The organism is uncultured Marinobacter sp., from assembly GCF_913055835.1.
In the GTDB taxonomy this organism is placed as follows: Bacteria; Pseudomonadota; Gammaproteobacteria; order Pseudomonadales; family Oleiphilaceae; genus Marinobacter.
Genome location: NZ_CAJXKQ010000024.1, coordinates 24987 through 39346 on the forward strand (window position 1 = coordinate 24987; position 14360 = coordinate 39346).

General features: G+C 58.3%; 10 protein-coding genes. 3 read left to right on the plus strand and 7 right to left on the minus strand.

The window, feature by feature from the left end:
- Positions 1-3: 3 nt before the first annotated feature.
- The 3 genes from QZ534_RS13190 to QZ534_RS13200 form a co-directional block, all read right to left on the minus strand.
- The gene (locus QZ534_RS13190; RefSeq protein WP_296934983.1) at positions 4-1947 is read right to left on the minus strand and encodes an ATP-binding protein; all 1944 of its coding nucleotides are present in this window, start codon (positions 1945-1947) and stop codon (positions 4-6) included.
- On the minus strand, positions 1940-2815 hold the full coding sequence (locus QZ534_RS13195) for an ABC transporter substrate-binding protein (protein ID WP_296934984.1): 876 nt from the start codon (positions 2813-2815) through the stop codon (positions 1940-1942). Before QZ534_RS13195 ends, QZ534_RS13190 begins: the two co-directional genes overlap by 8 nt.
- 134 nt (positions 2816-2949) lie before the next feature.
- A complete protein-coding gene (locus tag QZ534_RS13200) occupies positions 2950-5100 on the minus strand; it encodes a TonB-dependent siderophore receptor (RefSeq protein WP_296934985.1) in 2151 nt (716 codons plus the stop codon).
- A 128-nt stretch (positions 5101-5228) separates the two neighbouring features.
- Here QZ534_RS13200 and QZ534_RS13205 point away from each other — a divergent pair, with 128 nt between their 5' ends.
- A complete protein-coding gene (locus tag QZ534_RS13205; RefSeq protein ID WP_296934986.1) occupies positions 5229-5876 on the plus strand; it encodes a J domain-containing protein in 648 nt (215 codons plus the stop codon).
- A gap of 14 nt (positions 5877-5890) precedes the next feature.
- Here QZ534_RS13205 and QZ534_RS13210 read toward each other — a convergent pair whose 3' ends face one another.
- The 4 genes from QZ534_RS13210 to QZ534_RS13225 form a co-directional block, all read right to left on the minus strand.
- The gene (locus QZ534_RS13210) at positions 5891-6886 is read right to left on the minus strand and encodes a bile acid:sodium symporter family protein (RefSeq protein ID WP_296934987.1); all 996 of its coding nucleotides are present in this window, start codon (positions 6884-6886) and stop codon (positions 5891-5893) included.
- Between the two features lie 3 nt (positions 6887-6889).
- On the minus strand, positions 6890-7567 hold the full coding sequence (locus QZ534_RS13215; RefSeq protein WP_296934988.1) for a FadR/GntR family transcriptional regulator: 678 nt from the start codon (positions 7565-7567) through the stop codon (positions 6890-6892).
- Between the two features lie 81 nt (positions 7568-7648).
- Positions 7649-9139 (minus strand): NAD(P)/FAD-dependent oxidoreductase, encoded by a 1491-nt coding sequence (locus QZ534_RS13220; RefSeq protein WP_296934989.1) that lies wholly within the window; start codon positions 9137-9139, stop codon positions 7649-7651.
- A 90-nt stretch (positions 9140-9229) separates the two neighbouring features.
- Entirely contained in the window at positions 9230-10141 is a 912-nt protein-coding gene (locus QZ534_RS13225; RefSeq protein ID WP_296934990.1) for a LysR family transcriptional regulator, read from the minus strand.
- Between the two features lie 100 nt (positions 10142-10241).
- On the opposite strand from QZ534_RS13225, the gene QZ534_RS13230 reads away from it, so the two are divergent.
- The gene (locus QZ534_RS13230) at positions 10242-11861 is read left to right on the plus strand and encodes an NADH-quinone oxidoreductase subunit L (RefSeq protein ID WP_296934991.1); all 1620 of its coding nucleotides are present in this window, start codon (positions 10242-10244) and stop codon (positions 11859-11861) included.
- A complete protein-coding gene (locus tag QZ534_RS13235) occupies positions 11858-14311 on the plus strand; it encodes a YbcC family protein (RefSeq protein ID WP_296934992.1) in 2454 nt (817 codons plus the stop codon). The genes QZ534_RS13230 and QZ534_RS13235 overlap by 4 nt, the downstream gene beginning before the upstream one ends.
- Positions 14312-14360: the final 49 nt, after the last annotated feature.

Sequence of the window (14360 nt, forward strand, 5' to 3'; positions counted from 1 at the left end):
TTCCTATAGCTGAATCCAGCGGCTGAGCACCTCGCGCAGCATTTCCTTCCGAACAGGCTTGGCAAGATAATCGTTCATGCCGCAGTCCAGGCAGCTCTTCTCGGTTCCGGGCAGTACATCGGCTGTTAATGCAATAATCGGGGTGCCGCTCTGCCCGTTGCTTTGTTCCCATTCCCGGATATAACGGGTGGCTTCGTATCCATCCATCACCGGCATCTGGCAATCCATCAGAATAATGTCGTAGCCGGTGTGATTGGTCGTCACCTTCTCAAGTGCTTCCTTGCCGTTGTTGGCAGAATCCGTCTGAAATCCCAGTCGTTTGAGCATAGCGGTGGCTACACGCTGGTTCACAGGGTTGTCTTCCACCACCAGGGCATGACTAGTGCCACTGATGGTTTCCCTGGGAGGCGGTCCGGCAGGCTCTGGCTGACTGGTCGGGCTGGCCAGCTCAAAGGGGAGCTCAAAGCGGAACGAGGAGCCTTTCCCCAGATCGGTTTCCACCTGGATATGGCCGCCCATGAGTTCCACCAGGCGTTGTACCAGGGACAGTCCCAGGCCCGTGCCGCCGTAGCGTCTGCTATTACTGCCATCCAACTGCTCAAAGGAATTAAAAATATCCCGCAGGCGATCAACCGGGATCCCGGAACCGGAATCACTTACCGAGCAATTCAGAATAATGCAGTTGTCTTCCAGGGCGAAACATCCGGCCTGGATGTTGATGAAACCATCACCGGTAAACTTGATGGCGTTATCGGCAAGCCCCGCAAGGATTTGACGAAGACGTGCCGGGTCGCCTATGACCACCGGGTTCTCAGGCCAATCGCCAAAGAATTTGAGGTTGAGAGCGAGGCCTTGCTGTTCAGCCAGGTGCCGGTAGGTGGCGGTACAGTTGGAAATCAGCTCGCGAAGGTCAAACTCCTGGTTTTCAAGCTTCAGGGTGCCACTGTCTATTTTTGAGTAATCCAGGATGTCCCCGATGACGGTGAGCAGATCCTCGGTGGATTGGCGTGCGGTAGTGAGGTATTCCCGTTGGCGATGGGTTAACGGCTCTTCCTGAATCAGATCCACCATCCCGAGAACCCCGTTCAAGGGTGTACGCAGCTCGTGGCTCATGGTGGCCAGGAACTCGGATTTGGCCTGGTTCGCCATTTCAGCCTTTTCCCGTGCCCCTTCCGAAGCGGCCAGTGTCTGGTCCCGCGCTGTCTTCAGGCTCGCCAGATGGCGGGCAAGTTCGTTCAGCTGATCTTCAATGGCGACAATCTCCCGGGAACTCTGGTGGGTATTCAGAGGGCGTTCCTGATAGTCACCGGCCGTCAGTTTTCCGATTCGTCCGGCAAGATCCCGGATGGGTGCAAGAATAGTTCCGAGGAAATGGTTGATGATCAGTATGGTAAAGAGCAGCAGTGCCACGCCGACGGCAATGGACGTCCAGAGGATATCCTGTCGTCTGTTGGCAAGAACATCGTGACCCACGCCGACCTGAACAGTACCAACGCGAAGAGAGCCCGAGCCAAAGCCATAGTCCGGTTCAAACCATTCCGCAGTACGCTCAGAGCCAAACTCCAGGGGTTGCTGGAGAATGTCGGCCTCGAAAATCTGGTAGCGCTGGGGCATATCAGCAGGATCGACCGATTGGTGGGAAACAAAGCCGATCTGGTCTCCCATAACATCCGAAACCCGGATCCAGTCTGCTTTGCTGCGGCGCAGTGACTGGGAGAGTATCTGATCCAGAGCCTGGGTGTTCCCGGAAACCACCGCGTACTCCAGCGCGGGTGCCAGGCTGTCGGCAAGCATCTGGCTGCTGTCTGATACATCCCGACGGGCATCTTCCAGCCGCACGGACGTGAAGAACACCATGAGCACGATGAACATGACAACGGCCGGTAACGCGCCCAGGAGCAGGAGTTTGCGGGACAGGGGGCGTTGTTGCCGGTGGCTGTTACTCATCAGACGCCTCCCCATTGACGGTCAGTTGTCGATCCACCCGTGTGGCAATATCCTCACGGCTGGGTAAGGGGATGTTCAGGGAGCGTGCGACCTGAGTGTTCACCTCGACCCGGAACTCTTCCGGATAGGCGGGAGCCGGAAATTTTCCGGATTCGTAAAACGTTTCCAGAAACTCATTGGCCAGCTCGACCATTTCAGGGAACGGCGCGTAACTGGATGCCAGGGATCCCGCTTTCACATAAGCCTGAGTCGGTCCGATGACAATCTGATTACGGCGATAGGCGGTTAACAGAATATGTTTGATGGTTCTGGGGTTGTAGATGGCACTGTCCGGGGCGGCTAGCAGAAAATCACCGTAACCCAGCGCCCGGACGAGGGTGGGAATCAGCTTGTCGTTACTGTCGACAAGAAATATCCGTGCCGACATGCCATAGCTTGGCAGCTCATCAATCAGAGGTTCGTAAAGTTCAACCGAGTCTGCGGTCGCCAGCAGGGCTACCTTGGTGGCCTGTGGCAGGATCGCCTTTCCCGTAAGCGCCTGGCGAATGAGGGGGACGTCGTACAGAACGCCCGTAATCTGGCCGGGGTTGCGTTCCGCGAACCCTGAAATAAAGGATTTCTCGACCAGCATTGCCAGAATGTGGGCGGAACGGTTTGCCTGGCGGGCGCGGGAAAAAGCAGCGGGCCCGACGGTGATTATCGGGCCGTCGCCAAGCGTGGCAAGTTGGTCCTCGGCAACCTCGGTCAGGGAGAGTGCCGGCTCCAGCTTGTCCCTCAGGAGTTGCACCAGGTGTTGATCAAGCGGGGCGTTTCCGGAGCCGGCAAAGTAGACCGTGCGGGCCGGTGATTCCTGGGCGTGGGTGAACATCGAAAATACGGCCAGAAGCAGAGCAGCAAGGGCCCTGGGAAAAAGACCCGTCGTTCTGCATCCCGACTGCTCTCGATGTATCGTGTCTGTACTCCGCTCCATACCGTCCAGGGCTCGCGCTGTCCTTGTTAGCTTCAGAAACGAATACCAGCCTCAACAAAAAACTGGTTGTGATCCTCAATCCGGTTGTCCGGGCTGATCCATGGCTTGGGGTTCAGGTAATGCTGGATCGTCAGTGCCAGCATATAACTGTAATCGGTTTTGTCTACCCGGCGGGCCAAACGAAAATCCGCCCGCTCAAATCGAGTATCCCGTACTTCATTGGTCCAGTACATCGCCGCCGAAGTCATGAAGCCCATCGGCAGATCCTGTATCCACGCGAAGCTGCCCGAATCCCGGGCCGAGAGACGGGCCAGTAGATCGACAGCGCGTTCCTGCTTGTCCACCGGCAGCGCAGCCGGGTCGCCGGTGTACTGGCCTTCCTGTTCAAGATAGGCGTAGGTGGCACGAAGCTTGGTACCGGAGAATTCCAGTGACGTTTCCAGCTCAACGCCTTCCTGCTCCAGATCGACGTTGTTGGCGATATACCACTCTTCTTCGTTAATGACACCGCTGATCATGTCCCGGAAATCGTCATTGAAGTAGCGCACCTCCACTGAGAAAAGGGCCTTCTCGAGATGGAACTGGCCAAAGTAGCTGATCTCCCGGGAGGTGATCCACTCCTCTTCCAGTTCCTGGCCGTACGTCGATGTGCTCGGGTCCAGGAGGCTTTCGACTTCGATTCTCTGGCCGTCCAATGCTTCAAACGGGGGCTGCACGTTGGTCGGTGTATAGCCCCAGTCCGGGTTCTGCTCGAAGGCGTCCGGTGTGCGGACCGCCTTGGAAAACACGAACCGAAGGGCGTGGTTGTTGTTCAGAATGAAGTTCGCTGCGGCTCGGGGCGAGAAATAGTCTTCATCGGTGGTCGTGGTCTGTTCCCAGTTGCCGCCTGCGTTGAAGGTCAGCCACCGGAAGGGTGAGTACTCGGCGTTGGCGAATACGCGTGATTGGTAGTTGTTCCCTTTGCCGTTGAAGTAGGTTTCAGAATTGAACGAGTCCTTGCGGTAGCCCAACCCGGAGACCAGCTTGAACTGGTTGCTGAAAATGAGTGTGTCCTGGAATTCGATTTCCTGCCGGGTTTCTTCGAGGTCTTCGTTCAGGTCAGCGATAAAGGGGCCCTGGTCTTCGGGAAATGGCGGAAACCCGGTTGGCAGAAGGGCGTTGATGTCTGCCGCAGGCGCTGACACCGACCACCGCTGCCGTTGCCTCTGGTTCTGGTAGCTTGCCTGAATATGGTAAAAATGGTCGGGCGAAGTCGCTCCGTCGAACCGGACATGCAGGTAGTAGTCGTCCATGATGATGTCCGGATTGGTGGTGGCTCCCAGTTTGCCGGACTTCTCGAGATCCTCTTCATTCACGCCGTCGAGAACGCCTGCCCGGACATCAATCGAGTGTTGCCGGTCAATCCGGAACACGCTGTCGAAATTGAAGTTGTTGATGTCATGGCCGTCGTGGAAAGGGATTTCCTGGCCGCCATCAATCTGATTGTCAAAGCCGTTGGATTTGCGCTTTTCGTACGACAGCCGCCAACTTTTGTCGGCATCGGTATCGCCCACGGAGGTAAACGTACGAAGGTGCCCGCGAGACCCAACCGAGGTGTAGGCTTCCACGCCGGCCGTATCCTGAGGTGAACGGGTAATGATATTGATGCTGCCAAGAAACGCATTGATGCCATAGGCGGCAGAATTCGGCCCCCGGCTTACTTCAATGCGCTCGATATTTTCCAGTGCCACCGGCATTCCGAGCCAGTCTACGTCGGCCAGGCTGATCCGGTAAGCGGTTCGCCCGTCAATCTGAACCTGCAGTCGGCGCTGCTCGTATTGGGAGGTGCCGTGGTAGGTTGCCACCGGATTCGTGCTGCCCCAGTGACCCACCACCATACCCGGAACGAGCCGGAATGCCTCTACCAGGTTCATGATGCCGAGATCACGAATCATATCGCCTGTGATGATTGTGGTGGTCCCTGGTACCCGGAGTTTAGACTGGCGCAGTCGTGTCGTGGTCAGCACTTCAGGGATGTCGCTTTGCTCGCCTTCCAGGGCAAGTAATCCGGGTATGAACTCGGGGGTTTCAGTCTGAGCGAGGGCTGTGGCTGGTAGCAGGGCGGAAAGGGCGAGACTGATGCCGACGCAGGTTGAAAAAGCGCGGCGGTTCACCATCTCTGCCATTTTGGTCGATTGATGCATGGTTGACGTTCTATAATCTGCCGAGAAAAAAGAGAAAGCGGTTTTTGTTGTTGGGTCCTATCGTAAGGGACTACAGGCGTTTTGTCTCTCTGAAATGTAATGAATCTCGGCCCGGGAGTTGCAGCTGTATGAATTGTTGGGAGATCCTTGGAATTGAGCCAACCGGCGACCGCCGGAAAATCCAGGATGCGTATGAGCAACAGCTCAAATTTGCCTCTGAAGACGAGGCGAAAAGCTTGGAACAGGCCTTCCGGGAAGCGGTGGGTGATGCTCCGGCGCCGGTGACGCGGGCCGCCGACCCGGTTCCGCCCGCGCAGTCCACCGAGGTGCCGGACGAGGCGACCGAACGCCCCCTGGATGCCAACGACGGGCAGGTGGTTCGTGAGGTGGTTATACAGATCAAGGCGCTGCTCAATGACTCTTCCAGAAGCAGAGATGCGGGCATCTGGAAAGCCATTCTCTGTGAGCCGCCTGCCGATCAGCCGCCATTGCGACGTGAAATTGGCCGGCAGCTGGAACCCCAGGTGCGGCCGATGGCTGAAAACGGGTCTTTCCCGGCACCGGTTGCCCAGTTCCTTGGAGAGTGGTTTGGCTGGTTCAGCGTTGAAGAGGCACCGGAGTTAGCGGACGAGCGCAACTACCCGGAACCGGGGATGGCGGAAGATCAGGGTGAGCAGCCGCCCCAGATGGTGAATTTCTGGCCGGCAGTGATTGGCTGGATTGTCGGCCTGGTGATTCTCGCTACTCTGTTTGGCGGCATGGGAGGGGGCGGTTAACTCCGCCGCCCCGATCAGCCAGCCGTATCTGCGTTCGCCCTCTCGATCTTCTCACGGTACTTCTGGGCCAGGATGGCGCCGACAATCACCTGTATCTGGTTGTAGCACATGATCGGTAACACGATCATGCCGAAGCCAGGGTGGCCGGAGAACAGAACCTTGGCCATGGGCAGGCCGGACGCCAGGCTCTTTTTCGAGCCGCAGAACACCACTGCCGCCTCATCTTCCAGGCTAAAACCGAATCGCCGCACCAGAAACTTCGCAAACACCATAAACAGAAGCAGTAATCCCAGGCACAGCCCTATAGCGAACAGAATGGCCTGCAGCGGCAGGTTCTCCCACAACCCGCTTTCTACCGAGTGTGAGAAGGCGGAGTAAACGATCAGCCAGATCACGCACTGGTCGTAACGGGACATGAGGGTTTCATTTCTGCCAAGGAATCCGCCGAGCCACGGCCTGAGTGCGTGACCAACTGCAAAGGGCAGCAGCAGTTGCAGGATAATGTCTTTCAGGGCCTCCGCTATGGAGAAGTCCCCACCGCCGGATGTGCTCACCAGCAGCAACAGCAGGAACGGTGTCAGCATCATGCCAAAGACATTGGAAGCGGCTGCGCTGCAGATGGCCGCTGGAACGTTGCCTCGAGCCATTGCGGTATAGGCGATGGATGATGAAACGGCAGAAGGCAGAACCCCCAGGTAGAGGAAGCCGAGGCCAAGATCTTTCGGCATCCAGGAGGGCACTATGTTGCTGAGCCCGTTGATCGGCAGCACCGCCAGCGGAAAGAAGATGAAAGTAAGGGACGTGATCAGTATGTGCAGTCGCCAGTGGGTGGCACCGGCGATGATCTGCTCCCGGGACAGTGCCGCACCATGAAAGAAGAAGAGCAGGGCAACAGCGACCGTTCCGGCAGTTGCCAATGCATCCCCGGCCTGGCCGGTAGCGGGCAGGAACGTGGCCAGTACGATGGCGCCGAGCAGTAAAAGGGTAAAAGTGTCGATCCGGAACTTCATGAATCAGGACTCCTGACGTTTGAGTGCCTGAAGGCTGGGTTTTAAGAGCTCCCTGGCCAGGGCCTCGGCTTGGCTCTCATCCTGTCGTCTGACGGCGGCGAGCAGCAGTTCGTGGTCTTCTTGCGAGGGCTCCGGTAAGTTGGTGTCGGTTTCGGTTTGCTCGATGGTCTGGCTGACGGCGTGGGAGAAATAATCATACAGCTCCACCAGGGCCGAGTTGTGGGACGCGGCTACCAGGGCATGGTGGAAGGCTTCATCGTGCCGGATACGGGCCTGCAGGTTTTGCCCGGCTTTCGCACGTGCATCCAGCGCGGAGGTCATCTGGCGCAGATCCTGGTCTGTTCGCCGGGTTGCGGCCAGTTTGGCGGCCTCTGTTTCCAGCATGATCCTTACTTCCAGCTGATCCGCCAGCTGGGTGCGGGCAATCCTCCGTAGAGTTTCCCCGGCATCACGGGTGGCGCGCACGTAGGTGCCATCGCCCTGGCGGGTTTCCAGCATCCCCACGTGAACCAGAACCCGAACCGCTTCGCGAACGGTATTGCGGCTGACTCCAAGGGAGTCGGACAGCTCCGATTCCACGGGCAGGCGATCTCCCACGGCCCAGTCGCCCTTCTCAATAGCGTTTCTGAGGCTCTCGATGGCGGTTTCTACCAGAGAGCCTTTGCGGATACGTTCCAACATGGTGTCTATCATCCTTCAAACCGATAACCCAATCATCCTATGAATTAGGTAAAGCTTCAAGCGCAAGTTCAAACCGGGAATTTAATCCGTGGTTTGCGCGGGGTACAGAAACTGGTAATCGGCGGTGTCCACGTGGCGGGTAGCAAACCGGTAGGTGAAGGTGAACCCTGGCCAGTTGACGGTGTTACGGCCATTGGCATCCAGGTACCACGATGTACAGCCAGAACTCCAGACCGTATCTTCCAGGCCCTGTTGCACCACATGGGTGAAGCGGTCCTGGCGATCCTGGCGTACGTCCATGGCGGAATGCGGGTATTTTTCCAGCGCTTCGAGGCAGTCCAGAACGTATCGAAACTGGGATTCCAGCATGTACAGGATCGAGTTGTGGGCCAGGTTGGTGTTCGGCCCATACAGCATGAACATGTTCGGGAAGCCGCTGACGGTGATGCCTTTGAAGGCGGCGGCGCCGTTCTGCCAAGCCGCGTTCAGGGTCTTGCCGCCCCGGCCGCTTATCCGGATAGGCGAGAGAAACTCTGAGGCCCGAAACCCGGTGCCGCAGATAATGGCATCGGCAGGGTGGTGGTGGCCGTCCGCGGTGAGTACGCCAGTCTCGTCAATGCGCTCGATCGGGTCGGTAATCAGGTGCACGTTGGGCCGGTTGCTGGCCGGGTACCAGTCATTGGAAATGAGAATTCGTTTACATCCGATCTTGTAGTCCGGAATGATTTTTTTCAGTTTGGCGGGATCTGTCACCCGCTTTCTGGCCTCTCGTTTTGCCTGATTTGCGTAATACTCCAGCAGGCCACTGAATCTGGTGAATGCCAGAGCGCGGCTCTCGTTTTTCCAGTAGATCAGGTAACGATAGAAACGATCCCACAGCGGCAGCTTCTGGAACAGAGTCTGCTCCCAGCGCCTGAAGGGGCGATCCGGCTTTGGGAGTACCCAGGCTGCGGAGCGCTGGAACAGGTCCAGCTGTTTGACCTTCGGCGCAATCTCCGGAACAAACTGGATAGCGCTGGCACCGGTGCCAATCACGGCCACCCGTTTACCGGTCAGGTCATAGTCGTGATCCCAGCGGGCCGAGTGGAACATCTTGCCCTGGAATCGATCCAGGCCGGCGAGCTTTGGCCAGGCAGGCTGATTCAGTTGCCCGGTAGCGGTGATCAGCACATCGGCAGTAAGCTGCTCGCCGTTTGCCAGGGTGGCAGTCCACTGGTTCGAGTGTTCGTCAAAGCTGGCCTCTTGCACTTCCGCCTGGAACCGGATGTGATCGCCGAGCCGGTATTTCTCGACGCAGTGCTCCATGTAGCCGAGTATTTCCCGCTGCAACCCGAACTTTCTGGACCAGTCGTGCTTGGGTTCAAACGAATAGGAATAAAAGTGTGACTGCACATCGCAGGCGGCACCGGGGTAAGTGTTGTCGCGCCAGGTGCCACCAACCCGGTCGGCCTTCTCAAGCAGGGTGAGGTTCCGGAAGCCTGCCAGCTTCAGTTTTATGGCCATGCCCAGGCCACCGAACCCGGTACCTATGATCAGAATGGACGGGCGCTTCTGGCGGCTGGATTGGGTCATGGTCTGGTGTCCGGCGTTATTATTGTGGTGTTTCGGCTTCAGTATACGGATGTAAGCAGCCCGGATGGATGACATTTTTCGCCACACGGACTAGTCAGAAAAACCAATCGGCGTCCGGGTCAGGAAATTGTCCCTGGTTTGGGTCAGCAACTCCCGAAGCGCCGGCGTCTCGAACTGGCGTCGGATGCTGATGGCATAGAATTCCTCGAAAACGCCGGGGAGGGCGCCATAGTCCGCCAAGGCTCCGCTTTTCATTTCATCCCGTACTACGACCGGTGGCATGATCGCAAAGTGGCCGGTATCTCGGGTCAGGAGTCGCATCATGGCCATGTCGTCTACTTCGGCGGCGATGTTCGGGCGCAGCCTGTGGTACTCGCACAACTGGTCGAAGGCATGGCGTATGTTGTTGTCCGGCCCCGGAACGATCAGGGTTCGTCCGCGCAGTACGTCCGTGAAATCGCCCTGAACCTCCGCTCCCCGGGGCCCGATAATGCTCACGGGTTGTTTGGCAATCAGCCGGCAGCGCCAGGGATTCTGTTCGTCGCCCTGTACCGCCTGGTTGGCAAGGATCAGGTCCAGCCTGTGCGCCGAGAGCCTTCTCAGTAACTCATCCATGTGACTGCTTTGCAGACTCAGTTCCAGATCTTCCCGATTCAAAAGCGGCTGCAGGAATCCCTCCTGGAAGTTTCGGGAGAGGGTAGCAACGGCTCCGATGCGGAGTATCTCGCGGTTCGGCTGAGCGCCGGAGGCAAACAATGCCGTTAGCTCCTCTCCCTGGCGGAAGATCTCCTCGGCATAGGAAAACGCCATTCGCCCGGCTTCAGACAGCTTCAGACGTCGTCCTTCCCGGATGAAAAGGTCGTGCCCCAGGCTTTCTTCCAGTTTACGGATCTGACCAGACAGCGCGGATTGGGAAATATGCAGCGACTCGGCGGCGCGGGTCAGGTGGCCGGTGCGGGCAACCTTCCAGAAATAGTAGAGATGATGGTAATTCAGTTTCATGGATGTTCGTTCTCTAAAAACGAATGATCTGATAAGTATAAACCATTTTTTATATGTGACGAATGGCGGCAAAGTACAGGCAATCAGGAGGTTTGCAAGTATGAATCCAGTTGCCGAATTTTCATTGCTATCGATCCTCGCGATATGGCTGCTCCTGCCAGTGGGCCTTTTCCTGTTGGCCGGGTTGAGTGGTTGGCTGAAAAATCCACTGAAGGTTAACCACTGTTGGCGGATGGCCAGATGGTTGCTGCTAGCCTCCATGGCTTCGTCAATTCTGGTGGGGATGCTACTCCTGATTCAGTCGCGCATTGGCGGTGACAGCAACACCCTGGTGACCCTCGGCGGGCAATTCGGTCTGTATCCGGACGGAATAGCTGTCTGGATGTCTACCATGGTGGCCTTTATCGGGTGGGTTATCCTGCGATTTGCGGACAATTACCTCAGCCAGGATCCGGGGCGGGACCGGTTTCTGCCCTGGTTTCTGGTGACCGTCGCCTCTGTTCTGGTGCTGGTGTTTACCAACCACCTTCTGATCCTTGCGGGCGCCTGGATTGGCGTGAGTCTGGCCCTGCATCATTTGCTGACTCTCTATCCGGACCGTCCCCAGGCCCGCATGGCGGCCGTTCAGAAGTTCATTGTCAGCCGGGTGGCGGATGCGCTGGTGGTCTCCGGCGTGGTGGCTCTCTATTTTCAGTACGGCACCTTCTATCTCCCGGAAATGGTACAGAGCGAAGCCGCCCGAAGTGGCGGATCAACCGCGCTAACGGTTGCTTCGGTGGCTCTGGCTTTGGCGGCCGTTCTCAAGTGCGCCCAGATTCCCTTCCATGGCTGGCTTATCCGCGTGATGGAAGCTCCGACACCCGTCTCAGCACTTCTCCACGCCGGCGTGATCAATCTGGGCGGTTTCCTCTGGCTGCGGCTGTTCCCGGTATTCGACGGCTTTACGGCCGGGCACATGATCCTGCTCGTGATCGGCGGGCTGACTGCCGTTGTCGCGGTACTGACCATGATGACCCAGTACTCGGTGAAGCATTCCCTGGCGTGGTCTACCTGCGCGCAGATGGGCTTCATGCTGTTTGAAATTGGCATGGGGGCCTATACCCTGGCGCTGCTGCATCTGCTCGCCCATTCGCTGTACAAGGCGCATTCTTTCCTGGCTTCCGGTCGCACCGTGGCCGTATCGGCGGCAACGCGGTTTCCGGAATCGCCGTCGGCCAGCCGGCTCCTCTGGGCCGGGTCTACTGGCTTGCTGGCAGCGGCCATCCTTGTTCAGTTTCCCGGGATTGTGGAAAACAATGCGGTCTTTGGTGCCTTGTTGGTGCTGGCGGTGGCTGCGGCGGCCATGGGCATTCCAGCGGGTGCGACAGCCAGGGTGAAGCTCAGACTTGCAGCCCTGGCAGTACTTCTGGTTCCGTTGTACGCGCTGTTGCATCTTCTCATTGGCCCGGCCGTTCCGGTGCAGGAAGGATTTGCCGCCCCCGGGGTTGCAGTGTTTACCGGGGCCGTACTGGTTTCTCTGCTGGCTGTATGCTCCTTCCTGATCGTTTTCGGCGCCCATTTTCGGGCGACAAGGGCCCTCAGTGCGCATTTCCGGCAAGGCCTCTATCTGGAGCTGCCTTTCGATCGCCTGACACGCTCCCTCGCGGCGGAAGCGTTGAAGGTGCCTGCCATGTTCCGCCGGGTTCCCCACCATCCGTTCAGACTTGAGGAGAGATCATGAGCGACATGAACCTGCCTGAAGCCGAACTGCAGGCGTTGAGCGGCGACTGGCGTAAACCGTTCCGGCAGGCCTGCGAGATGGTCGCTCCGGTCTGGCCGCTGGACCAGTGGATTGCGGTCAATCCGTTTTGGGGACTGCGGCACCTTCCCACTCCGCGAGTGGATCAGATACTCAGCGAGCGTGGAGGCTTCAGTATTCTGATGCCGAAAGACTACTACCGGGAAGCCTGGCAGGGTGGTCGAATCCATGAGGAAGACCTGCGGGCGAGCATTGCGGAACGTGGCGACCACCGAGGCGCCGACTGGTACCTGGATTGGCTGGGACGTCAAGGTTCGAGGTCGGCACCCCTGAGCAGTTCCATTCTCGATATCCACAAGAGGACAAACGGCGACGACGAAAGTGGTTTGGTTGAAGCAGCGTGTGATCAGGTGTCTCGGGTTTGTGGCGCCTTCTTCGATCACCGACAGGGCCGCTGGTCAGCCATGGCCGATTACGAGGAAGCGGGCCTGTTTCGGTTCTGGCTGGAGTCGGTCCGAATGGATCTTTCCCTGGATTTCACTACTGGTCTGAAAGGCGCCAGGGCCTTCTTCAAAGCTGTGCCTGACAACATGGACGAGGCCATTCTGGACGCCGTGACGCGGATTCGCGTTTTCGGGGAAGAGCTGGAGGCGCTGTGCCACAGCCTGTTGCTGAAAGTGAACGGCTGGGCGTCCTGGTGCCGGGGTGAGGACTGGCGTGCCGACCTGGAGGGGCGCTCATCGGATCGTTGCGCAGAAATTCTGGCTATTATGCTGGTTTGGGAATCCGCCGGGGTTGCCTTTGCAACGACCGGCCAAAAAGCCGAGTGGCAGAGGCAGCGGGCGCGGGCGCGTCGCAACGGTGATCACGATAATCGCACCAGGCTCTGGGTCTGGCAGCGTGCCTTGGAAATTGGCTATCAGCGCTCTCTGTGGAGCACGCTCGCCGCCGCTGCTGAACGGCAGCCAGTGTCCGGTGAGGAACGGGAAATTCCGGATGCCCAGGCCGTGTTCTGTATTGATGTCCGGTCTGAAGTGATGCGCCGTCACCTTGAGGACGTCTATCCAGCGGTTCAGACGCTCGGCTTTGCCGGGTTCTTCGGGATGCCAATAGACCACCAGCCGCACGGACCATTCGCTCCGGCCCGGCGTTTGCCGGGGCTTTTGACCGCTTCCTACCGGTTGATCGATACTAGGGGCAGCCTGCGCGAGGACCTTGCAGAGAATCGATCCCTGGATCAGAGAGAGATCGCCCGGGAATCGGTAAGGAAAGCAAAATACACCAGCCTCTCGACCTTCACGCTGGTTGAAACGACCGGCCTGGCGTGGGCCTGGAAGCTGGTTAAAGATTCGTTGAAAAAAGGCCACAAAGCGAAAGCAGAAAAGGCCGTTGACGGCCGGTTGGTGCACAACCTTGGCGGGGATCCTCTGTCGGATGTGCAGAAGGTCGCGCTGGTGGCCAACATGCTCCGTGGCATGTCTCTGACCAAGGGCTTTGCGCCCTTGCTGGTGCTGGTTGGCCACGGAAGCCATACCGACAACAACCCGAATCAGGCCGGTCTCGACTGTGGCGCCTGCGGTGGTCAGAGCGGTGGCGTGAATGCGCGGCTTGCGGCGCGCCTGGTGAACGACCCCCAGATTCGGGCAGGGCTGGCAGGCGAGGGTATCAGGATCCCCGACTTCACCTGGGCGGTGGCTGCCGAACATTGCACAACAACGGATAAGGTGACGATCGCCGATCGTCATCTGGTGCCGGAGTCCCATCTGCAGAGGCTGGCGGAGCTTGAGGCCCGGTTTGAAGAAGCCGGCGTTCGCGTGCGCAAGGAGCGGGCTACACCGTTGAAACTGAACGGACTGGACGATGGTAACCTTGAGCAGGCCATGGAAACCCGCACCCGGGACTGGTCTGAGGTGCGCCCGGAATGGGGGTTGGCCAACAACGCGGCAATCATTTTTGCCAAACGGAGCAAGACCCGGGGATGCGATCTGTCAGGCCGGGTTTTCCTGCATGACTACGACCCGGCCCTGGACGCCGATGGCGGTCTTCTCGAGTCTCTTCTGGCGGCACCCATGGTGGTCGCTAACTGGATCAACCTCCAGTACTTCGCGTCGGTCACCGTTCCGGACGTGTACGGTTCCGGCAACAAACTGCTGCATTCAGTGGTCGGGGGCAATGTTGGTGTGGTTGAAGGCAATGGAACGCATTTGAGAATCGGGTTGCCGTTGCAGTCCGTGCACGACGGCACCCATTGGCGTCATGAACCGGTTCGTCTTACGGTCCTGATTGATGCACCGGCAGATCGAATCGAATCGGTTTTGCATCGCCAGCGGGATGTGGCGGCTCTGGTGGATAACCAGTGGGTCAGTCTGCACCGAATGACTGATCAGGGTATCGAGCGCTACGATAATGGCAGCTGGATAACCGTTCGCTGAGAGCAGGGCGGCCGTCATTGGCCGCCTTTGCATTGCTTGGCCTGGTTAC